Raw genomic sequence first — 20,913 nt, 5'->3', positions numbered from 1 at the left:
ACCGGAGCCCTCTGCATGTGCCTGATCGCCTGGAACTGGCAGCCCGCCAGCCACACACCCCTGTTGCTGCTGGCCAACCGCGACGAGTTTTACGCGCGTCCGGCGCTACCCCTGCACTGGTGGCAAGCCGATGACCCTGCACGAGACCGCGCCACGGTTCTGGCCGGCAAAGACCTGCAGGGCGGTGGCACCTGGCTGGGGGTAAGCCGCAGCGGGCGGCTGGCTGCGCTCACCAACTACCGCACACCCGAACCCACCCGCACCGACACGCCTTCACGCGGGGAGCTGGTGGCGGCCTTCCTGGAAGAAGCGACTGACGCCGAAACCTATCTGCAGGCCCTGGCACAACGCGCCGGTGACTACAACCCGTTCAACCTGCTGGTATTTGATGGTGAACGGCTGCTCGGGCTGGAAAGCCGGAGCGCCCGCCTGGTGCCCATGCAAGCCGGCATCGGTGCCGTGTCCAACGCCGACTTCCACACCCCCTGGCCCAAGCTGACCCAACTCACCACCCGGCTGCAGGCGCAGATGGAGCAGGGCACCACCGACACCCCCCGTCTGCTGGGCCTGCTGCACGATCCGACGCGGGCACCCGACGCCGCACTGCCGGCAACAGGTGTATCGCGGGAGTTCGAGCGGGCCCTGTCGGCCACGTTCATCGCCACGCCCGGTTACGGCACGCGGGCCAGCAGCGTGGTCCGGATCCACCAGCACCACGCCGAATTCACCGAGCAGAGTTTTGACGCCACAGGCCTGCGGACGACGGCGCAGCAGTCGTTCCGGTTTTAATCGTCGCCGTCCACGCCGCGTCCGCGGCTGCTGCGCCAGATGGCGCGCACCAGCCACAGGCCCCCCAGCACCGCACCCACAAAGCCCAGCAGCCCGAAAGTCGGCAGCCCCAGAAGAGTGGGGCCACCCTGCACCGTCATGACGATGGACGAACCGATGATGAGCGCGGCAATCACCAGCGCCATGGCCAGCCGGTTGGCCGAGCGGTCAATCTGGTCCCCCACGCGCTTGAGATGCGCCAGCTCGATGCCCACATGCACGCGCCCGCGGCGCGCGTTGCGCAGCAGCAGGGACAGATCGTGCGGCAGCTGCTCCGCCACCGCCAGGGCGTGGCGCAGGGTTTTCCATGCGCGGGTTGCCAGCACCTTGGGCTGGTAACGGGCCCGCACCACCTGGTGCAGCATGGGCGTAGCCTGCGTCGCCATGTGAAAGCCGGGGTCCAGCCCCCGACCCATGCCTTCCAGGCTGATAAAGGCCTTGATCAGCAACGCCAGATCGGACGGCAGGCCCAGGTGGTGTTCGCGCAGGATGGTGGTGACATCCGCCAGCATCTGTCCCAGGCTGAGTTGTGCCAGCGGCGTGCCGTGGTACTGGTCGACAAAGGCCTCTATCTCGGTTTCCAGTTGCGTCAGGTTCACACCCTGCTCGTCGCCCGTCCAGTCCAGCAGCACTTCAGCCACGGCCTGCGGCTGGCGTTCCACCAGACCGAGCAACAGCTGCAGCAATTCGTCGCGCCGCCGCTCCGAGAGCCGACCCACCATGCCAAAATCAATAAAGGCAATCCGGTTGTCGGGCAGGTAGAACACATTGCCCGGATGGGGATCGGCGTGGAAGAAACCGTCTTCCACAATCATCTTCAACACCGCCTGGGCGCCCCGCTGCGCCAGCACGGTCCGGTCAAACCCCGCCTGTGGGGTGAGGCGGTCGAGCTGGCCACCCGGTATGCCGTCGATGTAGTCCTGCACGTTCACACGCTCGCCCGTATGGGCCCAGTGGACACGCGGAATGCTGATGTGCGGCAGCGGCGCCATGTTGGCGGCAATGCGTTCGGCGTGGTGGCATTCTGTTGCCAGGTCCAATTCCCGGCGCAGGGATTTGGCAAACTCCCGCACCAGTTGCTGCGGACGGTAGGGTTTGAGAACCGGCATTTCCGCTTCCGCCACAGCCGCCAGGTGGCCCAGCAAGCGCAGGTCCGCTTCAATCGTCTCCCGGATGCCGGGCCGGCGAATCTTGACGATGACCTCGGTGCCGTCCTTCAGTTGTGCGCGGTGCACCTGGGCAATGGACGCCCCTGCCAGGGGCTGCACGTCAAACCGGGCAAAAACTTCTTCAGGCTCGCCACCCAGGTCTTCGCGCAATTGCGGACGCAGCACCTCCAGGGGCAGGGCCGGCACGTGGCTGTGGAGTTTTTCGAACTGGGCAATCCATTCCGGGCCGAAAAGGTCGGCCCGGCCGGCCAGAATTTGTCCCAGTTTGACAAACGTGGGGCCCAGCTCTTCCATGGCCAAGCGCACCTGCTCGGGCGGTTCGATGCGCGCCAGGTCGGCCGCGTGCTCCCATTTTAGAACCCGGCCAGCCCGTTCCAGCCGGTCTGCCAGGCCCAGGCGACGCACGCTGTCGCCAAAGCCATGGCGCATGAGAACGCCTGCAATTTCCTGCAGGCGGCCCATGTCGCGCGCCGCGCCCAGAGTCTCTATCAACATGACCGGATGATAGCGCCGCAGGCGCACGCGGGCACGGCTTTACCGTGCGTCGGGCAGTTCGATCTTGACTTCCAGCACTTCCAGGTTGTCCTGGCGCTCCAGGTTGACCTTGATGTCAGCGGGATTGATCTTGATGTATTTGCTGATCACGGCCACCAGCTCGGCCTGCAAGGCCGGCAGGTAATCGGGCTCTGCAGCGTTGCGGCCACTGCGTTCGTGCGCCAGGATGATCTGCAGCCGTTCCTTGGCCACACTGGCGGTCTTCTTTTTTTCGCCAATCAGAAACGAGAGAAAGGACATAGTCTTACTTCCCTCCAAAGATACGCTTCAGAAGCCCCTGCTTTGGCGCTTCAATGAAACGCATGGGCTTCTCGGTACCCAGAAAGCGGTCAATCACGTCCTTGTAGGCTTCGGACACATCACTGCCCTGCATGTGCACCGCCGGCACACCCTGGTTGGACGCCTGCAGCACCGATTCGCTCTCGGGAATCACACCAATGAGCGGGATGCGCAAGATGTCCTGGATGTCTTCCAGTGACAGCATCTGCCCCTGGTCCACCCGGGCCGGGTTGTAACGGGTGATCAGCAGGTGTTCCTTGATGGGTTCGAGCTTCTCGATGGCCCGCCGGGTCTTGCTGGCCAACATGCCCAGGATGCGGTCGGAGTCCCGCACGGACGACACTTCGGGATTGGTGACCACCAAAGCCTCATCGGCGAAATGCATGGCCATCAGGGCGCCGGTTTCAATGCCGGCCGGAGAGTCGCACACGATGTATTCGAAATCCATGGCGGCCAGGTCGTTGAGGACCTTTTCCACGCCTTCCTGTGTCAGGGCGTCCTTGTCGCGGGTCTGCGAGGCAGCCAGCACGAACAGGTTGTCGCACTGCTTGTCCTTGATGAGGGCCTGGTTGAGGTTGGCTTCACCGTGGATGACGTTGATCAGGTCGTACACCACGCGGCGTTCACAACCCATGATCAGGTCCAGGTTGCGCAGGCCGACGTCGAAGTCGATGACGGCCGTCTTGTGCCCGCGCAAGGCCAGACCCGTTGCAAAACTGGCGCTGGTGGTCGTCTTGCCCACGCCGCCCTTGCCGGAGGTAACCACAACAATTTTTGCCATAGTAAAAGGTCTTTCTGGTTAATTTTTCAGGGCTTCGATCAGCAGCTTGTCCTGCCCATCGTTGCTCAGGCGCACCTGCGCCGGTTTGCCGCGCACATCGGGAGCGAGCGGGTTTTCGCTGGTGCGGTAGACACCTGCAATGGAAATGAGTTCGGGCTCCAGGCACAGCGAAAAAATGCGGGCTTGGGTGTTGCCCCGCGCACCCGCCATGGCCTTGCCGCGCAGAGGTGCATACACGTGGATATTGCCATCGGCCACCACTTCCGCCCCCTGGTTGACCATGGCCAGCACCACCAGATCCCCCCCCCGGGCATAGATTTTCTGCCCAGACCGCAGGGGCTTGTCCACCACCATGGTGGCCGGGCCCGGCACTTCCCGTACCACCTCGCGCACCACTTCCTGTACCACGGTAGCAACCGGCTCGGCCACCGCCGGGCGCGCCCGGGGTGCTTCGGCCGGTGCCTGCGCCAGATCCAGCGCATGGGCTGCTTCCACCCAGGCGGCATTGGCTCCGCGGACCGCAACCGGCATGAGACGGCAGTTGCGCAATGCGGCAATCAGGGGCAGCAGGTCCTGCACGGGCAGGTCGGACGGCAAAAGGGAAAAATCAATGACCAGGGCATCCTGGTCAAAAAAATCGGGGCTCTCTCCATTGGCGCCGAATTGCTGCAGCAATTCGGACGTCAGCAGGTCCCAGTCTGCGGTTTTGAGCAACAGGGCTACCAGCGGCAACTGGGCGCTCTTGATTTCAAACGATGCAGGCCCTTGGCCAGTTGGATTACCTGCGGACGAAACGGACATGGAAAATGGGAAGCTGGAAAAGAGAAGACAACGCGGTCAACCGCGGATTCCGAAGACGGCAAATCTTACTTGATTGCGCACGGCAAACGTCCAAATGTCCTGGCTTCTTTTCCAATGGGTGCACGAAGACGACAGATGGGGAAAAACTAAATTTTGCGGCGCAGGGGTTGTCCTTTATCTCTCTCTTTTCTTATTTATAAGATAGTAGTAGTAGATAAGGATCGCCCTGGACTGTGGATAAGGGCTTTTTATCCTTTGGGATCAAGGACTTGCAGGGTTTTGACCCCTGTGGGTGACCACGCTTTGTTGCTGTACCCGTTTCCTGAACAACCTGGCCCGTGGCGCCCAGGCTGTGGATAACCACTGCTTTATGCAGAAACTATGCACAGGGTTGTTATTTGACAGCATGGTGAAAGAGACGTGTAGAGTTCTCCTCCATGAAACTGATCTTGCGTTTGCTCGGTGTGGTGCTGGTTGCGTGCGGCGTGTTTGCCCTGGCTGGCGTGTTGGCGACTTGGGCGCCGGACCGGTCGGTGCAGGATTTATCCGTCCGCTGGGCCACGGCACCCTCGCAATTCCTGGCGGTCAACGGCATGCAGGTGCATGTGCGCGACGAAGGGCCGCGGGATGACCCCATGCCCATTGTGCTGTTGCATGGCACATCGGCCAGCCTGCACACCTGGGACGGATGGGTTCAGAGCCTGCGCGGCCAGCGACGGGTGATCCGGTTCGATTTACCCGGGTTTGGCCTGACGGGCCCCGACCCGCAGGGCGACTATTCCATTGGCGCCTATGTGCGTTTTGTAGGGGCCATGCTGGACGCTCTGGGTGTCCGAACCTGTGTGCTGGCGGGCAATTCGCTGGGTGGCCAGATTGCCTGGGAAACGGCGCTGGCCCTGCCACAACGGGTGGGCAAGCTGATACTGGTGGATGCGGCGGGGTACCCCATGCGCCCGGAATCGGTGCCACTGGGGTTCCGGGTGGCCCGCATGCCCGGGTTGCGCCTGCTGATGGAGCATGTGCTGCCGCGCGGTATCGTGGAAAGCAGCGTGCGCAATGTATACGGTGACCCGGTAAAGGTAACGCCGGCCTTGGTGGACCGCTACTACGACCTGGCCCTGCGGGCGGGTAACCGCCAGGCCCTGGCCCAGCGGTTGGCGCTCAATCTGAGTGGAAACGCGCAACAGATTGCGGCGCTGAAGCTTCCCACCCTCATTCTCTGGGGAGCCAAGGACCGGCTGATTCCGCTGGAGAATGGCAGACGCTTTGCATCTGATATTGCGGGCTCGCAGCTGGTGGTGTTCGATGGTCTGGGCCATGTGCCCCACGAAGAAGACCCGCAGCAAACGGTTGCTGCCGTGAAAACCTTTCTGGCCCTGCATTGAGGATTTGGGGTGCGGGTCTTTTTTAGTGGTCAAATAGCGTGGTAGCCACCGCAGATAATGCGTGAATAGCTATTAAATTTATAGCAATGCAGGGCGTATGAGCGACAAAAAACCTTTCGAAATTGCGCGTGAAACGCTCAAGCAACTCACGCTGCGCAAACTGGCGCCGACGCCTATCAACTACCAGCTGATTTACAACGAAATTGCTGGCATTCCGTTGATGCCGCCGTTTCCGGCGGATGCCCTGCGCGATATCGCCCAGGCGCTGCCTGCCAAGACACCGGGCCAGCAAAAACAGCGTGGTTTGCTGGAGTACGCCATCGACCGCCTGAACTGGGATGGCGTGAAAGCCGCTCTGGTGGCGTACGGTGGTTTTGTGCCGGCGCCGGGGAACGAGAGCAGCCCCCCGGTTCTGGCGCCTCAGGCGGCGGTGCCCGCAGCGCCGCTGACCGCACCGGCCCTGACGGCCGAGTTTTTGGGGCAGATTGGCCGTCTGATCGAATACGCGCAGCCGGCACTGGGCAATGACGACCCACGCTTTGCCGAGCAAACCCAGACCCTGCTCAGCGCCATGCGTGAACCAGGGGCCGACGTGGTGGCCATCAAGGCCGCGCTGGTGCACTACAGCCACCGCCTGTCCTTTGCCGCGGAAGACCAGGCGGAAATCAAGAAGACCCTGCTCAAACTGCTGCACCTGGTGTTTGAAAATATTGCCGAGCTGAGCCAGGACGAACTGTGGCTCAAGGGCCAGATGGAAGCGCTCATGGCCGCCGCCAGCCCTCCCTTGACATTGCGGCGCCTGGATGATGTGGAGCAATTGCTCAAGGACGTGATTGCCAAGCAGAAAGACGCCAAGGAACGCACGCTGCAGGCGCAGGACGACATGCGCCGCATGCTGGCCACCTTTATTGACCGGTTGTCGGAAATGGCCCGCTCGACCGGTTATTTCCATGAAAAGCTGGAAGAAAACGCGCGCCAGATCGAGCAGGCCAAGTCCCTGGCCGAGATTGCGCCTGTGCTGCAGGAAGTGGTGGGCGCCACGCGCGAAATGGCCCGCGAGAGCAAGACCGCCAGCGACCAGTTGCAGGAGATGCGCGAACGCGCCAACCACACCGATGCCGAGCTGGCCAAGCTGCACCAGGAACTGGACCGCGTCAGCGCCCAGGCACGCCACGATTCACTGACTGGCGCACTCAACCGCAAGGGGCTGGACGAAGCCATTGACCGTGAAATCTCCAGCGTGCGGCGCAAGGACACCCCCTTGTGCATGGCCCTGCTGGACATCGACAACTTCAAGAAGCTCAACGATGCCCTGGGGCACGCTACCGGGGATCTGGCGCTGGCCCATCTGGCAACTGTTGCCCGCGAATGCATGCGGCCCCAGGACAGCCTGGCCCGCTACGGTGGCGAGGAATTCGTGATCTTGTTGCCCGACACGCCGCTGGACAAAGGTGTGGAGGCCATGACCCGTCTGCAGCGCGAACTGACCAAGCGGTTTTTCCTGGCAGGAACGGAAAAAATCCTGATCACCTTCAGCGCCGGCGTGGCGCAACTGGCGGCCAATGAAACCGGTGTAGCCGCCATCAAGCGGGCTGACCAGGCCATGTACCTGGCCAAGCGGGCTGGCAAGAACCGGGTGATCGGGGCCTGATGGCCGCAGGGCCACCCGGAGGACTTTTTTTGGGGAGTGGCAACATGGGCTATCTGATTCTGGGGTTGTTCATTTTTCTGGGGGTGCATTCGGTGCGCATCGTGGCCGATCCCTGGCGGACCCAGGTGCGTGCGCGGGTGGGCGAGGCCGTCTACAAGGCGACCTATTCCGTGCTTTCCTTGCTGGGTTTTGCCCTCATCGTCTGGGGTTTTGGCGTGGCGCGGGAGACTCCGGTGATGCTATGGAATCCCCCGCTGGGCATGCGCCATGCGGCGTCCCTGCTGACGCTGGTGGCATTTGTACTATTAGTGGCCGCCTATGTGCCGCGCAATGCCGTGCGGGCACGCGTGCATCACCCCATGGTGCTGGGCGTCGTGGCATGGGCCCTGGCCCATCTGCTGGCCACGGGCAGCGTGGCCCATGTGCTGCTGTTCGGGACATTTCTGCTGTGGGGTGTGCTGAGTTTCCTGGCCGCACGCCGGCGGGACCGCCTGGCGGGCACGCGCTACCCCGGCGGTACGGGTGCCGGCACGACTCTTACCCTGGTGGTGGGGCTTGTGGCCTGGGCGGCCTTTGCGTTCGTGCTGCACGGCTGGCTCATCGGCATCCGGCCGCTGGGTTAGTGGCTCAGCGGGTCATGTACCACTGGATGATACCCTTGGCGACAAAGCCGACCATGCCGAAGGCCAGACCGAGGAAGATCACGAAGGTTCCGAACTTGCCGGCCTTGGATTCCCAGGCCAGATGGCCAATGATGAACAGCATGTAGAGCATGAAGGCGCCCACGCCGAAGGTGAGGCCGAAACCGGCAATCTGTTCTTCCGTGTAGCCGAACATCAGCGTGCTCCCTGCTCAACAGAAGGCGCGACAGACCGCTCGCGTGCGGGCAACTGCGACGCGTCCACCAGATCGCGGTAGGCATGCCAGCTGGCGTGGCCCAGCATGGGAATCACCGGAATCAGTCCGATCAGCAAGGAACCCAGGCCCAGCAGGGTAAAGACCATGATCAGGGCTGCCCAGAACCCCATGGTCAGCGGGTTGGCCAGCACCGTGCGCCAGCTGGTCAGCACGGCCTGCAGCAGCGTGACGCGCCGGTCCAGCAGCAGCGGAATGGCCACTGCGCTGGAAGCGAAGACCGGTGCCGCCAGCACCCCGCCCAGGGCCAGCCACAACTCGAACAGCCAGCCGTCCCGTGCCAGCACCACATACTGCACAAAGTCCAGCGGAGTCTGGATGGGAGCCGGTGCCAGCAGGGTGATGAGTGCGGCGGAAGTAACGACCCAGCCCGTGGCCGCCAGTGCCAGCAGACCACCGAACTGCAGCATGCACCAGTAGTCGTTGCCCCATTTGTTGATGTGGCTGTTCTGCCAGTTGAGCCAGGTTTTGAACACGACGCCGGCGTTCGCCTGTTCATGGCGCTCCAGGGCACGGCTCAGGGCATACAGGCTGGTGGCCAGCACCGGGGCAATGATCAGAAAACCCGACAGCGCGCCGGCCAGCAGCCAGAAACGCTGGTGCGCTATGGCGACGATGACGGCACCGCACACCGCCAGTGCCAGGCCGTGGGCAAAACTGATCCAGCCCACACGGGCCATGTCGCGCCACGCCAGTACCAGCCAGACCAGTGGGCGCATGGGGGTGATGGTGCGGACCAGGGGGAGGGGAGCAGCGGTTGTAGACATGGGTTGGCGGCAGTTGCGAGGGTGACAGTGTAGACCGTCAGGCACCCTGGGCCGGGCCTGCGCATAATGGCCGCTTTCCACCCCGCAGGAGCTTTCCATGCCGCGCCCCATTCTCAGCGAGTCCAGTATCCACCCCGCCATCCGTGAACGGGTCGCCACGCTGCACCAGGACATCGTGCAGGCGGTGCAGTCGGCGGTGGCGAACCATGCCGTGGTGGTGGTGGGCATGGCCATGAACCCCATGCCCAAGCGCGCCCGCAAGGCGCTGGATGCAGCCGGCGTGGCCTACACCTACCTGGAATACGGCAGCTATTTCAACACCTGGCGCAAGCGCAACGCGCTGAAAATGTGGACCGGCTGGCCCACATTTCCCATGGTGTTCGTCAAGGGCACCCTGGTGGGTGGAGCCACCGACGTCGAGGCCCTGATTGCCAGTGGCGAGCTCGGGAAGATGCTGGCCTGAGCCTATTTCTTGGCAGGCTTGTCGCTGGCGGCATCAGGCGCCGGTCCGCGGCGCTCGCTGAAGCGGCGCCCCATGCGGTTGTGCTCGGCGTCAAACACCTTTTTCTGCTCGGCGCTCAGGGCTCCATACAGGGTCTTGGTGGCCTCGTCACGCTGGTCCAGGGCGGCATTCATGTCGGCCAGTTGCTGGGTGCGCAGGCTGTGCATCTTGTCGATGCGTTCGGGGGTGCTGAGTTTGTCCAGCTCCGCACGATCCGGGCGCTTGTCGAAGGCGGTGGCCGGCGGCTTCATGGCGGCGGTGTAGGCGGTCCAGGCGCCTTCCTGGGCGGACGTGATCTTGAGCCTGGTTTTCAGGTCGGCATTGCGTCGGGCCATATAGGCGTCGATGCGCGCCGGGTCCATCCGGCCACCGCGCGGGCCCCATTGACCGCCGCCCTGCTGATAGCCGTAGCCACCCATCATGGAGCCGTAACCGCCACCGCCCATCATGGAGCGGTAGCCGCAGTCGGCGTCGGCCGGTTGCGAATAGGCGGCCAGACCGGCAGAAGCCAGCAGGCCAGCGACGACAAGGGATTTGATTCCGGGTTTCATGGTGACATCCTTTTTTTCAGTGGTCTGACGCGGAAATCGCAGCCAGGTTGGAAGCCAGTGTGGGGTACCCGTGTGTCTGCCGCATTGCGCCCTGATAAGACTTTGTAAAGTAACGCGAAAGAAGGAGGGCACACACTGCGTTGACAATATAGCCCTCCGATGACAGACCCTCAACAGGAAAAAGGTAGCTTGTGTTCAAGAATTTGATGATGTACCGCATTGTGTCCGGCTGGCCCGCTGCGGTGGCCCCGGTGGAAGAGGCGCTGGAAGTGGACCGTTTTGTGGAATGCGGCGCATCGCAGGAAAAGTCGGTCGGCTGGCTGGAGCCCCGCGGGCATGCCAACGGCCCCCTGGTGGAGGTGGTGGGCGGCCAGTGGCTGTTCAAGCTGATGATGGAAGTGAAGGTGATTCCGTCGTCCGTGGTCAAGCGCAAGGTGCAGGACCAACTGGACCACATCGAGGCCACCACGGGCCGCAAGCCGGGCAAGAAGGAAAAGCGCGAGATCAGCGACGACGCCCGCCTGGCCCTGTTGCCGATGGCGTTTACCAAACAGTCCAGCGTGCTGGTGTGGGCGGACCCGGCCTCCGGCCTGCTGGTGACCGACGCCGGCAGCCAGGGCAAGGCCGACGAGGTGATGACTTGCCTGATCAAGGCCATGGACGGCCTGGTGGTGCAGTTGATCAACACCGAGACCTCGCCCGCCGCCGCCATGGCGCTGTGGCTGTCCACCAAGGAGGCTCCTCCCGGCTTCAGCGTGGACCGGGAATGCGAGCTCAAGGCGGCAGACGAGTCGAAAGCCGTGGTGCGCTACACACGCCACGCCCTGGATACCGACGAAGTGAGCCAGCACATCGCCATGGGCAAGGTGCCCACGCGGCTGGCACTGACCTGGGACGACCGGGTGTCGTTTGTGCTGACCGAGGCCCTGCAGCTGAAGAAAGTGGCCTTTCTGGACACCGTGTTCGAGAACGCAGCGTCCAGTCCGGGCGACGGCAAGGACGACACGTTCGACGCCGACGTGGCCATTGCCACGGGCGAATTGCGAAAGCTGATTCCGGACTTGCTGGAAGCCCTGGGAGGTGAAGCAGCGCTAGCCTGACCGGCACGCTGCGGTGCCGGGTGGGGTGTTAGTCCCGGTATTCACCGCGGCCGTAGGCATAGTCGCGGTCCCGGCGGTCATCCCGCCCGTAGTGGTGACCGCGGTCGTGCTCCCGCTCGTCGCGCCAGTGCTCGCGCCCATGGTGGCGTCCGTGTTGGCGGTAGCTGGCTTCGTAGCGGGGACCGCGTCTGTCGGCATACGGACCCTGGCGTTGCGACACGCCCTTGCCCAGGCTGGCGCCCGCGGCGCCTCCGGCTCCGGCGCCCAGGATGGCGCCGGTGGAGCCCCCCATGGAGTGGCCGACCGCGGCGCCGGCAGCACCGCCCACCGCGCCGCCGATGACGGCACCGCTTTGCCCGGAACCCCGGGTGCTGACTGCTGCGCCGGTAGCGCCGCCAATGGCACCACCCAGGATGGAGCCGTTCTTTCCACCCACGGATTGCCCCAGCACGGCACCGGCCGCCGCGCCGGCGCCGCCACCCAGAAGGGTTCCCAGGTCATCGGCGCGGGCCGCGGGGGCCAGGCTCAGCAGGGAGGCAGAAAGGACCAGCAGGGACGCCAGGGCGCCCCCGCGCAAGCGTGCCACGGTATGGGTGGCGCATGCATTTTGGGAAAAAGGGGTAGGTTGCATCAGTAGGGAGGGTCAAAGCCCATACCGCCAGACGTAGCGGTTTCTCAGACTTTAACGGTCCCTACTGTGCCGGGACGACCGCCGTAACAAGGTCTTACATGCGGATCATTTTGTAGCACCCGCGGGGCAGGTGCTATGGGTTACGTGGCCGTTCAGGGCTTGGGTTTGACGGCACAGGTGCCGAAACCGAAGAGGGTATAGGCCGGGCACCAGCCGATGGCGCCGGTGGCGAGCGGCACGATGCCCAACCAGCCCCACATGCCAATGGTTCCGGTAACAGCCAAGCCGATCAAAACCAGACCGGCGACGATGCGCAAGACGCGGTCCATGCCGCCAACGTTGAGTTTCATGGTGTTCCTCCTGAAATAAGCCAAAGATGCCACGAGGGCACCCTAGCTTACTCCGAGTCGGTGACTGGTGTCGGACCGCGGGCAGCCGCGTTCAGCGCTTGCTGAAGTCGATGACGATTGCGCCGGGGTCGCGCTGGCGGTATTCGATGTCCACCGCGGCGCCGTAGCGCGCCTGCAGCTGACCCAGCAGGGGCAGCGGGTCGTGGTCGTTCACGAAGCGCATGGTTTCGCCGGGGGTCAACGCGTCCAGTGCGCCAAAGATGGCGGCGTGGCGAAAGCGCTTGGCGACGCCGCGAGCGTCGAACGGGTAGATGGCTTCGGGCGTGGTGTGGTTGTGGACTTGGGTCATGGTTGTTGCCTTTCTGGGTTGGGAGATGAGGGAGGGTTATGGGCTGTCCGGTTCATCACGTCGGTCAGCACAGAGGGGTCGAGTACGGTCTGGGCCAGGGGAAACAGGGTGCGTTCCTCGAAGCGCACGTGGGCGTCCATGGCGTCGCCCCATGCCGCCAGGGCCTGCAGGTCGCCGCTGCGCAGGCGTTGCACCAGGCCGCGCAGGGTGGCGTGCTGCTCCTGTGCCAGGGCCACGGGTGCGGTCTGCCCGTCCTGGGCCAGTGCCGGCAGCAGGGTGTTTTCTTCCCGCACGAAGTGCGGCTCGAACTGCACCGCCCAGCGTTCCAGCAGGTGGGCGCATTGCGTGTGCGCTTCTGCGCTGGCTACGGCGGTGGAGCGGGCACGGCGCGCCAGCACCAGGGCTTCATGGTGCTCGCGCGAGAGGTCGCGGAGTGCTTCGGCGCGTTGCATGGGGGGGTGGGTCAGTACAGGATGCGGCAGCGGATGGTGGCCGGCACGGCGCGCAGTTCGGCCAGCGCCGACTGGCTGGCGGCGCTGTCGACGTCAATCACCACGTAGCCCACCTCTTCCGATGTGCTCAGGTACTGCGCGGCAATGTTGATGCCGGCGGCCGACAGGCGCTCGTTGACGTGGGCCAGCACGCCGGGCACGTTCTTGTGGATGTGCAGCAGGCGGCTGCGGCCCGTGTGTTCGGGCAGCGCCACTTCCGGGAAGTTGACGGCCGAGGTGGTGGATCCGTTGCTGCTGTAGCGGATGAGCTTGGCCGCCACCTCCTTGCCGATGTTGACCTGGGCCTCGGACGTGGAGCCGCCGATGTGGGGCGTCAGGATGACGTTGTCAAAGCGCGTGAGCGGCGAGGTGAAGACGGCGTCGTTGCCTTGCGGCTCGACCGGGAAAACGTCGATGGCTGCGCCGTGCAGGTGGTGGCGGTCCAGGGCGGCGGCCAGCGCATCGATGTCGACCACGGTGCCGCGTGAGGCATTGATCAGGTGGCTGCCGGGCTTCATGGCAGCCAGTTGTGCGGCACCCATCAGGTTCTGCGTCTGGGGTGTTTCGGGCACATGCAGGCTGACCACGTCGGCGGCGGCCAGCAGCGCTTCCAGGCTGGGCATTTCGCGCGCGTTGCCCAGCGGTAGTTTGGCTTCGATGTCGCGAAAGAGCACCTGCATGCCCAGCTGCTCGGCCAGCACGCCGATCTGGGTGCCGATGTGACCGTAGCCGACGATGCCCAGCGTCTTGCCGCGCACTTCGTAGGAATGCGCCGCGCTCTTGACCCAGCCGCCCCGGTGCAGGACGGCATTTTTCTCCGGAATGCCGCGCATCAGCATGATGATCTGCGCCAGCACCAGTTCGGCCACGCTGCGGGTGTTGGAAAACGGTGCGTTGAAGACCGGAATGCCCAGGCGCATGGCGGCTTTCAGGTCCACCTGGTTGGTGCCGATGCAGAAGCAGCCGATAGCGGTGAGCTGCGGTGCGTGCTGCAGCACCTCGGCGGTGAGCTGGGTGCGCGAGCGGATGCCCACGAAGTGCGCATCGGCCAGGGCCTCCTGCAGCGCGTCGCCGGCCAGGGCCTTGGCGTGGGTGATGACCTGGGTGTAGCCGGCGTGGTGCAAGGCGTCCACAGCCGAAGGGTGAATGCCTTCGAGCAGCACGGCTTTGAGAGCCGCCTTGGGCGTGGGGCGGTCGGTCGTGGGGTGGGTCATGGCAGGGGTCCGTATGGAGTGATGGGCATGCGCGGCTGCAGGGTGCCGCAGGCCACGACACCGAGGGGCGCCTGGGGCAGCAGGTCGGCCAGGGTATAGCGGTTGAAGTACTGCATGAGGTTTTGCAGCGCCCCGTTCATGATCCCGGTGAGCTTGCAGTTGCCCGTGAGCGTGCAGGCCGTGTTGCCGGCCAGACAGTCCACGAGGTAGAAGTCGGGCTCCATGCTGCGCACCACCGCCCCCAGGTTGATGGCTGAGGGCGCCGCCGCCAGCCGCATGCCGCCGCCTTTGCCGCGCACCGTTTCCAGCCAGCCCGACAGGCTGAGCTGGTGCGTGATCTTCATCAGGTGTGCTTCCGAGATGGCATAGGCGTTGGCCACTTCGGCGATGGTGCACAGACGGTCCGGCTGCTGCGCCACGTAGATCAGCAGACGTACGGCGTAGTCGGTCATGGTGGTCAGGCGCATGGAGAACTCCGAGTTACTGCGGCAGGCCGTGGCTCACTGCCGCGGGCGGATCAAGATAGGGGTGAACTGCCACAGGTACAGCGCCAGCGACGCAATCCAGGCAGCGCCGGCCATGTGCAGCAGCGCGGCGGTGGCGGGCGTGCTGGCAATGGCGGCCAGGCGCAGCGCCACGGCGATGAGCATGAGCCAGTAGCTGGCGCGCATGGTGCGGTCCGTGGCCAGCGGCCGTCCGGTGTGGCCCAGTGCGGTGCGGGTGACCATGCCGATGATGAGGACCGAGAAGCCCGCCATGGCGATGGTGTGTACCGGCAAGACGCGCGGCAGGTCCACCCCGGCGTATTGCAAGGCGGCCATCAGCAGGCCGGCGCCGATGGCGGCATAGCCCACGTACAGAATCCACAGGAGGGCGTTGGCCCGCACCGCCAGCGGCTTCCAGCTGATGAGCTGCACCAGGGCCAGCACACCGGCCAGTCCCAGCGCTGCGGCGCTGAGCAGGTTCACGCCCGCCAGCAGGCTCACCACGGCCACCGCGCACGCGCCCAGCTGCACCCAGCCGGTTTCCAGATGCTTGGGAATATTCAGGCCGTGCACCGCGCGCATGGCAAAGAACGGGATCACGCGTCGGCCAATGAGCAAGGCAATCAGGGCCATGACCAGCAGCCCGGCGTTGAAGCGCTGCATCAGCAGCAGGTAGTCGCCGCCGCGCGCGGTCAGCAGGTAGAGTCCGTCGGTGGCGCCCAGACCCGCCAACAGGCCCGGCACGGCGTAGTTGCGGCTGTTCTTGGAGACCACCACGGCGCGCAGCATGGCCACCGAGCCCAGTAGGAAGAACGCCAGTTCCGACACGGTGGCGACCCAGAAGGCGGCCTCCAGCGGCAGCAGGAATCCTATGCGCGCCACCGCCCACAACACGCACGCCAACGCCAGCACCTTGCCCGTCATGGGGGTGATGCCGGTCCAGCTGGCGCCCGCGGTCATCAGAAACGCCAGAGCAATGGTGGCGATGAAGCCCCACAGCATCTCGTGGGCGTGCCAGGCAATGCCGCCCAAGGGAGCCGTGAGCACGGAGGGTGCGTAGATCCACAAGGCGATGGCGACCAACGCCCAGGCGACGCCTGCCAGGTACAGCGGTCTGAAGGCCAGTTCCAGAAAGGCCTTCATGCTGGGGGCGACCGGGGCTTTGGGCGCAGGCTTTTGCGGCGAGGGGATGGCAGCGATGCGAATGGGCGGTGTTGGCATGGTGGCTTCAGGAAATATTCATAAGATTCATTTTATATACATCTTATAATAAGTTTTCCATTTATTCAAGGAGCCCTTGCCATGACCCAGGTTACCCACGCTGTTGAAGTCGATACCCGCCCCATGCCTGCCAAGGACCGCCGCACGCTGGTCTTCTGGACGTTCGAGCAGCTCGGCGTCGACATGACCATGGAGTTGGTCAGCGACCATGACCCCCTGACGCTGCGCAGCCAGTTCGAGCTGGAGAAGCCCAACCTGTTTTCCTGGGAATACCTGGAAAGCGGCCCTGAGGTCTGGCGCGTTGCCGTGACCAAGCTCAAGGGCAAGCACGGCGTGGACCATTGCTGCGGCGCCTGCGGCGGCTAGGTTAGGTTTCGCCGCCGGGCCGCCCCAAGGCGAAACGCGGCCCCCTTTGGGGGGCAGCGAACGACACGCAGTGCGTGAGCGTGGGGGTCATGTTCAGGCCGCGATCACTTCCAGATCGGGTTCCAGCATGCGCAGCTGGTTCTCGATGCTTTGCAGAGTTCCCGATATGGAGCTCGGGCAGGTGCCGCAGGCACCCTGGTAATGCACGACCAGCTGGTTGCCCACCAGACTGAGCACATGCAGGTCGCCTCCATCGCTTTGCAGGTAGGGGCGGATCTGCTGGTCCAGCATCAGGTTGATGTCGTCCAGGCGTTGCTGGTCGGCCGCGCTCAGGTGATCGAACGCTTCGCGTGCGGCAAACACGGCCGCCGCTGACTGGTCGGCCGCGGCCGGCGCGGCACGTATCGGCACGGCCACTTCGCGCGCCAGCTCTTCCCACTCCACGGCACCGTCCTGGGTGACGGTGAGCCAGCGGTCCACATAGAAGACGTTGGTGACATGCGGGATGGCGAACAGCGCGCGCGCCAGCGCGTCGTCCTGCGCCTGTTCGGCGTTTTCGTACGAATGGGTGACGCCCCAGGTGAGCGGCTCGCGCAGGACGAACTTCACCGCGTTGGGGTTGGGCGTGGTCTCGATGTCGGCGATCTTGGGCATGGCGGGTTCCTCACGGCATGGGGTGCGGGCTCAGGCGTCGTCCAGCGGCGTGTGCATGGGGTCGTTTTCGGCTTCGGTGGACGTTGTGCCCCCGGTCTTGAGCGCAGACTGCAGCGTGTGCCAGGGCAGGACGGCACACTTCACGCGCATGGGCAGCTCGCTGATGCCGGAAAACACGGCCAGGCGGCCGATGTGCGGACCCACGGCCTGGCCACTGGCCGGGTCGGGGCGGCCGGTGGCCATGTCGACGAATTCCTGGATCAGGGTCTGTGCCTCGTCGCGGTGCTTGCCCTTGACGGCCACCGTCATCATGGAGGCCGACGCCTTGCAGATGGCGCACGACTCGCCGTGGAAGGCAATGGCAGCCACCGTGTCGCCTGCCAACTGGAGCGCCAGGTGGATGTGGTCGCCGCACAGCGGGTTGAGCCCTTCGGCCTGGTGGCTGGCGTGGTCCAGCGCGCCGTAGTTGCGCGGCTTCTTGTTGTGGTCCAGGATGACTTCCTGGTACAGGGCTTTGGGGTCGGTGCTCATGGCGCGGTCCTAGGCGAAGATTTTCTGGACGGCGCGGATGCCTGCCGCCAGCGCGTCGACTTCGGCCTGCGTGTTGTAGAACGCAAACGAGGCGCGCGAAGTGGCGGCCACGCCGAGCCGCTGCATCAGGGGCTGGGCACAGTGGTGGCCGGTGCGCACGGCAACGCCTTCCTGGTTCAGCAGGGTGCCCACGTCGTGCGGATGGATGCCGGCCACGGTGAATGACAGCACTGCCGCCTTCTGCGCGGCCGTACCCACCAGGCGCACGCCAGGCAGCGCGCCCAGCTGCTGCGTGGCGTACTGCAGCAGGGCATGCTCGTGCGCCGCAATGGCCGGCATGCCGATGGCCGACAGGTAGTCCACCGCGGCCCCCAGACCGATGGCCGCGGCAATGGGTGGCGTGCCGGCTTCAAACTTGTGCGGAATGGTGTTGTAGGTGGTCTTTTCGAACGTGACGGTATGGATCATGTCGCCACCGCCCTTGAACGGCTGCATCTGCTCCAGCAGAGCGGCGCGGCCATAGAGCACGCCAATGCCGGTGGGGCCGCACATCTTGTGGCCGGAGAAGGCATAGAAATCGCAGTCCAGCGCCTGGACGTCCACGGCGAGGTGCGGCGCGGCCTGGGCCCCATCCACCAGCACCGGCACACCGTGGGCATGCGCCAGGGCGACCATCTGCTGGATCGGGTTGACGCTGCCCAGTGCGTTGGAGACATGGCCCACGCTGACCAGGCGTGTGCGCGCGTTGAACAGCGCCGCGTAGTCGTCCAGCAGCAGCTCCCCGGCGTCGTTCATGGGCACCACGCGCAGGGTGGCGCCTTTTTCGGCGGCCAGCATCTGCCACGGCACGATGTTGGAGTGGTGTTCCAGCACGCTCAGGATGATCTCGTCGCCCGCGGCGATGAATTTGCGTCCCCAGCCCTGCATCACCAGGTTGATGCTGTCGGTGGTGCCGCTGGTAAAGATGATCTCGCGCTCCTCGCGGGCATTGAGGAAGTGCTGCAGCGTGCGCCGCGCGCCCTCGTAGGCGGTGGTGGCCCGCGCCGACAGCGTGTGCACCGCGCGGTGGATGTTGGCGTGCTCGTGCGTGCGGTAATGCAGCAGACGGTCGATGACGGCCTGCGGCATCTGACTGGAGGCCGCGTTGTCCAGGTACACCAGCGGCTTGCCCGCCACGCGCTGGTGCAGGATGGGAAAGTCGGCGCGGATGCGTTCCACGTCGAGGGTGGATGGCGTGGTGGGGGCGGTGGTGTTCATGGCTGGTGGCGGGTTTGTTCCAGCACCGCGGTTTCCAGCTGCTGGCGCAGGGAGGCCACGGGAATGCGGTCGATGACGTCGGCGGCGAAGGCGTAGGTCAGCAGCTTGCGCGCCGCTTCCCGGGACAGGCCGCGGCTTTGCAGGTAGAAGATTTCTTCACTGTCGAGCTGGCCGACGGCGGCGCCGTGCGTGCATTTCACGTCATCGGCAAAAATTTCCAGCTGCGGCTGCGTGTCCACCACTGCCTGCGGGGTCAGCAGCAGGTTGCGACTGGTCTGGGCCGAGTCGGTGCCCTGGGCGCCCGGAGCCACCCGGACCTTGCCGTTGAACACGGCGTGCGCCGTACCGTCGACGATGGTCTTGTGCAGCTGGCGGCTGCGGCCCTGCGGGCGGGCGTGGTCGATGAAGGTGTGCGTGTCGGCGAGTTGCTGGCCGCTGAGCAGGGCCAGACCGTCGAGGGTGCACTCGGTGCCTTCGCCGGTCTGTTGCACGGCGAGTTCCTGGCGGGAAATGTGCGCCCCCAGCGCAATGCTGACGGCGTGGTAGCGGGCCGACGGGGCCAGCGACACGTCGCAGCGTCCCATGTGGATGGCCTGGTGGCTTTCGCGCTGCAGGCGGATGTGCTCTACCTTGGCGTTGGCCCCCACCACAATTTCGGCGACGGCATTGGTGAAGCCGGCGCCCGCGTGCAGGGAGACGTAGTCTTCCACCACGGTCACGGCGCTGCCCGGCGCGGCAACCAGCAGCAGCCGCGGGTGGCTGGCCACCGCGGGCTGGGTGGCGATGTATAGCAGGTGCACCGGGCTTGCCAGCGCGGTGTTGCGCGGCACGGTGAGCAGGGCCGCGTCTTGCAGGAAGGCCGTGTTCAAGGCCGTGAACAGGGCGTTGTGGAAGGTGGCGTGGCGGGTGAGGTGTGGCGCCAGGCCGGCGGCGAGGGATGGCGGTGCGGTTTGCAGGGTGCTTGCCGTAGCGGCGGAGTCCGGCGCCGTGCAGGAAAGCGCGGGCGCGTGGACGCCGTCGACAAAGACGAGGCGGGTGCCGGCCTCGGGGATGTGAAACGGTGCGATGTCGGCTTCCCGCAGGGGTGTGGGCGTGCGCAGCGGGTGCAGGGTCTGGCGTGTGAGCGGGGAGATATCGGTGAAGCGCCAGGCTTCCTCGCGCACGGTGGGCAGCGTCAGGGCGTTGACCCGTTCCAGCGCCTGGGCACGCAGCGGCTTCAGCCAGGCCAGCGCAGCGTCCCAGGCGGCCGGGGACGGGGGCTGGTCGCGCAGCAGGGCCTCCAGCCAGGCGGACGTGGCGGTGGTGCTCATGCCAGCGCTCCCCCGGCCCGGGCTTCGGCGGTGATCCAGTCGTAGCCCCGCTCCTCCAGTTCCAGCGCCAGGTCCTTGCCGCCGGTCTTGACGATGCGGCCATCGGCCATGACGTGCACGTAGTCGGGCACGATGTAGTTGAGCAGGCGCTGGTAGTGCGTCACCAGTACCAGCGCGTTGTCGGGGTTGGCCAGCTGGTTGATGCCCTGGGAGATCACGCGCAGCGCGTCGATGTCCAGGCCGGAGTCGGTTTCATCCAGGATGGCCAGGCGGGGTTCCAGCAGCGCCATCTGCAGGATCTCGTTGCGTTTCTTCTCGCCGCCGGAAAAACCTTCGTTCACGCTGCGCTGCAGGAAGTCGGGATTCATCTCCAGCAGCTGCATCTTTTCGCGCACCAGGTCGTCAAACTCCAGCGGGTCGAGTTCCTCCTTGCCGCGTCCGGCCTGCACCGTGTTGTAGGCCAGACGCAGGAACTGGCTGTTGGCCACACCGGGGATCTCGATGGGGTACTGGAACCCCAGGAACACGCCGGCACGCGCCCGCTGCTCGGGGGGCAGTTCCAGCAGGTCGCGGTCTTCGAAGCGCACCGTTCCGGCCGTGACCGTGTAGGCCGTGTGGCCCGCCAGTACCTTGGCCAGGGTGCTCTTGCCCGAGCCGTTGTGTCCCATGATGGCGTGCACCTCGCCGCGCTTGACGGTGAGGTCCAGGCCCTTGAGGATGGGGGTGCCGCTGATGCTGGTGTGCAGGTCGCGCACCTCCAGCAGGGTGGG

26 protein-coding genes are annotated in these 20,913 nt (G+C 65.1%); 7 read left to right on the top strand and 19 right to left on the bottom strand.

Annotated elements, in window-relative coordinates; genetic code table 11:
* The first annotated feature begins 15 nt into the window (after positions 1-15).
* Positions 16-789 (top strand): NRDE family protein, encoded by a 774-nt coding sequence (locus AC1Q5W_RS11370; RefSeq protein ID WP_492644532.1) that lies wholly within the window; start codon positions 16-18, stop codon positions 787-789.
* Here AC1Q5W_RS11370 and AC1Q5W_RS11365 read toward each other — a convergent pair.
* Genes AC1Q5W_RS11365 through minC form a run of 4 tightly spaced genes read right to left on the bottom strand, consistent with a single transcriptional unit; the run spans position 786 to position 4,413 of the window.
* Positions 786-2,492 carry an ABC1 kinase family protein gene (locus AC1Q5W_RS11365; RefSeq protein ID WP_492644533.1) on the bottom strand — a complete coding sequence of 569 codons (1,707 nt, stop codon included), beginning with the start codon at positions 2,490-2,492 and terminating at the stop codon, positions 786-788. The two genes, AC1Q5W_RS11370 and AC1Q5W_RS11365, sit on opposite strands and share 4 nt — an antisense overlap.
* Before the next feature lie 39 nt (positions 2,493-2,531).
* The gene (minE, locus tag AC1Q5W_RS11360) at positions 2,532-2,792 is read right to left on the bottom strand and encodes a cell division topological specificity factor MinE (protein WP_492644534.1); all 261 of its coding nucleotides are present in this window, start codon (positions 2,790-2,792) and stop codon (positions 2,532-2,534) included.
* A gap of 4 nt (positions 2,793-2,796) precedes the next feature.
* Entirely contained in the window at positions 2,797-3,612 is an 816-nt protein-coding gene (gene minD / locus AC1Q5W_RS11355; protein ID WP_492644535.1) for a septum site-determining protein MinD, read from the bottom strand.
* Positions 3,613-3,630: 18 nt separating this feature from the next.
* The gene (minC, locus tag AC1Q5W_RS11350; protein ID WP_492644536.1) at positions 3,631-4,413 is read right to left on the bottom strand and encodes a septum site-determining protein MinC; all 783 of its coding nucleotides are present in this window, start codon (positions 4,411-4,413) and stop codon (positions 3,631-3,633) included.
* Between the two features lie 437 nt (positions 4,414-4,850).
* Here minC and AC1Q5W_RS11345 point away from each other — a divergent pair, with 437 nt between their 5' ends.
* The 3 genes from AC1Q5W_RS11345 (at position 4,851) to AC1Q5W_RS11335 (ending at position 8,072) form a co-directional block, all read left to right on the top strand.
* Positions 4,851-5,798 carry an alpha/beta fold hydrolase gene (locus tag AC1Q5W_RS11345; protein WP_492644537.1) on the top strand — a complete coding sequence of 316 codons (948 nt, stop codon included), beginning with the start codon at positions 4,851-4,853 and terminating at the stop codon, positions 5,796-5,798.
* 97 nt (positions 5,799-5,895) lie between these two features.
* Positions 5,896-7,449 carry a GGDEF domain-containing protein gene (locus tag AC1Q5W_RS11340; RefSeq protein WP_492644538.1) on the top strand — a complete coding sequence of 518 codons (1,554 nt, stop codon included), beginning with the start codon at positions 5,896-5,898 and terminating at the stop codon, positions 7,447-7,449.
* A gap of 44 nt (positions 7,450-7,493) precedes the next feature.
* Positions 7,494-8,072: an NnrU family protein gene (locus tag AC1Q5W_RS11335; RefSeq protein ID WP_492644539.1), complete on the top strand. Its 579-nt coding sequence runs from the start codon at positions 7,494-7,496 to the stop codon at positions 8,070-8,072.
* Positions 8,073-8,076: 4 nt separating this feature from the next.
* Here AC1Q5W_RS11335 and AC1Q5W_RS11330 read toward each other — a convergent pair whose 3' ends face one another.
* Together AC1Q5W_RS11330 and AC1Q5W_RS11325 are read right to left on the bottom strand one after the other, a co-directional pair.
* On the bottom strand, positions 8,077-8,286 hold the full coding sequence (locus tag AC1Q5W_RS11330; protein ID WP_492644540.1) for a DUF2788 domain-containing protein: 210 nt from the start codon (positions 8,284-8,286) through the stop codon (positions 8,077-8,079).
* On the bottom strand, positions 8,286-9,131 hold the full coding sequence (locus AC1Q5W_RS11325; protein WP_492644541.1) for a DUF2189 domain-containing protein: 846 nt from the start codon (positions 9,129-9,131) through the stop codon (positions 8,286-8,288). Before AC1Q5W_RS11325 ends, AC1Q5W_RS11330 begins: the two co-directional genes overlap by 1 nt.
* 97 nt (positions 9,132-9,228) lie before the next feature.
* On the opposite strand from AC1Q5W_RS11325, the gene AC1Q5W_RS11320 reads away from it, so the two are divergent.
* Positions 9,229-9,594: a glutaredoxin gene (locus AC1Q5W_RS11320; RefSeq protein ID WP_492644542.1), complete on the top strand. Its 366-nt coding sequence runs from the start codon at positions 9,229-9,231 to the stop codon at positions 9,592-9,594.
* Positions 9,595-9,596: 2 nt separating this feature from the next.
* On the opposite strand, the gene AC1Q5W_RS11315 is transcribed toward AC1Q5W_RS11320, so the two are convergent.
* Positions 9,597-10,184, bottom strand: a complete 588-nt coding sequence (locus tag AC1Q5W_RS11315) for a Spy/CpxP family protein refolding chaperone (RefSeq protein WP_492644543.1) — start codon at positions 10,182-10,184, stop codon at positions 9,597-9,599.
* A gap of 191 nt (positions 10,185-10,375) precedes the next feature.
* Here AC1Q5W_RS11315 and AC1Q5W_RS11310 point away from each other — a divergent pair, with 191 nt between their 5' ends.
* Positions 10,376-11,284, top strand: a complete 909-nt coding sequence (locus tag AC1Q5W_RS11310) for a recombination-associated protein RdgC (RefSeq protein WP_492644544.1) — start codon at positions 10,376-10,378, stop codon at positions 11,282-11,284.
* A 28-nt stretch (positions 11,285-11,312) separates the two neighbouring features.
* On the opposite strand, the gene AC1Q5W_RS11305 is transcribed toward AC1Q5W_RS11310, so the two are convergent.
* From AC1Q5W_RS11305 to AC1Q5W_RS11275, 7 genes are all read right to left on the bottom strand, one after another.
* Positions 11,313-11,915 carry a glycine zipper 2TM domain-containing protein gene (locus AC1Q5W_RS11305; RefSeq protein WP_492704175.1) on the bottom strand — a complete coding sequence of 201 codons (603 nt, stop codon included), beginning with the start codon at positions 11,913-11,915 and terminating at the stop codon, positions 11,313-11,315.
* Positions 11,916-12,067: 152 nt separating this feature from the next.
* Positions 12,068-12,265 (bottom strand): YgaP family membrane protein, encoded by a 198-nt coding sequence (locus tag AC1Q5W_RS11300; protein WP_492644546.1) that lies wholly within the window; start codon positions 12,263-12,265, stop codon positions 12,068-12,070.
* A gap of 91 nt (positions 12,266-12,356) precedes the next feature.
* On the bottom strand, positions 12,357-12,614 hold the full coding sequence (locus tag AC1Q5W_RS11295; protein WP_492644547.1) for a DUF2249 domain-containing protein: 258 nt from the start codon (positions 12,612-12,614) through the stop codon (positions 12,357-12,359).
* Positions 12,611-13,066 (bottom strand): hemerythrin domain-containing protein, encoded by a 456-nt coding sequence (locus tag AC1Q5W_RS11290; RefSeq protein WP_492644548.1) that lies wholly within the window; start codon positions 13,064-13,066, stop codon positions 12,611-12,613. The genes AC1Q5W_RS11295 and AC1Q5W_RS11290 overlap by 4 nt, the downstream gene beginning before the upstream one ends.
* A gap of 11 nt (positions 13,067-13,077) precedes the next feature.
* Positions 13,078-14,319, bottom strand: a complete 1,242-nt coding sequence (gene serA / locus AC1Q5W_RS11285; protein WP_492644549.1) for a phosphoglycerate dehydrogenase — start codon at positions 14,317-14,319, stop codon at positions 13,078-13,080.
* On the bottom strand, positions 14,316-14,786 hold the full coding sequence (locus AC1Q5W_RS11280; RefSeq protein ID WP_492644550.1) for an RrF2 family transcriptional regulator: 471 nt from the start codon (positions 14,784-14,786) through the stop codon (positions 14,316-14,318). The genes serA and AC1Q5W_RS11280 overlap by 4 nt, the downstream gene beginning before the upstream one ends.
* A 33-nt stretch (positions 14,787-14,819) precedes the next feature.
* On the bottom strand, positions 14,820-16,025 hold the full coding sequence (locus AC1Q5W_RS11275; protein WP_492644551.1) for an NnrS family protein: 1,206 nt from the start codon (positions 16,023-16,025) through the stop codon (positions 14,820-14,822).
* An 81-nt stretch (positions 16,026-16,106) separates the two neighbouring features.
* Between AC1Q5W_RS11275 and AC1Q5W_RS11270 the strand changes: the two genes are divergently transcribed.
* Entirely contained in the window at positions 16,107-16,391 is a 285-nt protein-coding gene (locus AC1Q5W_RS11270) for a DUF2249 domain-containing protein (RefSeq protein WP_492644552.1), read from the top strand.
* Positions 16,392-16,484: 93 nt separating this feature from the next.
* Here AC1Q5W_RS11270 and AC1Q5W_RS11265 read toward each other — a convergent pair whose 3' ends face one another.
* Genes AC1Q5W_RS11265 through sufC form a run of 5 tightly spaced genes read right to left on the bottom strand, consistent with a single transcriptional unit; the run spans position 16,485 to position 20,907 of the window.
* Entirely contained in the window at positions 16,485-17,045 is a 561-nt protein-coding gene (locus tag AC1Q5W_RS11265) for a NifU family protein (protein WP_492644553.1), read from the bottom strand.
* Between the two features lie 30 nt (positions 17,046-17,075).
* The gene (gene sufU, locus AC1Q5W_RS11260; protein WP_492644554.1) at positions 17,076-17,576 is read right to left on the bottom strand and encodes a Fe-S cluster assembly sulfur transfer protein SufU; all 501 of its coding nucleotides are present in this window, start codon (positions 17,574-17,576) and stop codon (positions 17,076-17,078) included.
* 9 nt (positions 17,577-17,585) lie between these two features.
* Positions 17,586-18,833: a SufS family cysteine desulfurase gene (locus tag AC1Q5W_RS11255; protein WP_492644555.1), complete on the bottom strand. Its 1,248-nt coding sequence runs from the start codon at positions 18,831-18,833 to the stop codon at positions 17,586-17,588.
* Positions 18,830-20,143 carry a Fe-S cluster assembly protein SufD gene (sufD, locus tag AC1Q5W_RS11250; protein ID WP_492644556.1) on the bottom strand — a complete coding sequence of 438 codons (1,314 nt, stop codon included), beginning with the start codon at positions 20,141-20,143 and terminating at the stop codon, positions 18,830-18,832. Before sufD ends, AC1Q5W_RS11255 begins: the two co-directional genes overlap by 4 nt.
* Positions 20,140-20,907: a Fe-S cluster assembly ATPase SufC gene (gene sufC / locus AC1Q5W_RS11245; RefSeq protein WP_492646144.1), complete on the bottom strand. Its 768-nt coding sequence runs from the start codon at positions 20,905-20,907 to the stop codon at positions 20,140-20,142. The genes sufD and sufC overlap by 4 nt, the downstream gene beginning before the upstream one ends.
* Positions 20,908-20,913 lie beyond the last annotated feature (6 nt).

The organism is Rhodoferax sp. MLSD5-FHT05B10 (assembly GCF_058793415.1).
Note: the sequence above shows the minus strand (reverse complement) of the source record. Positions and strands in the feature narration are given on the sequence as shown.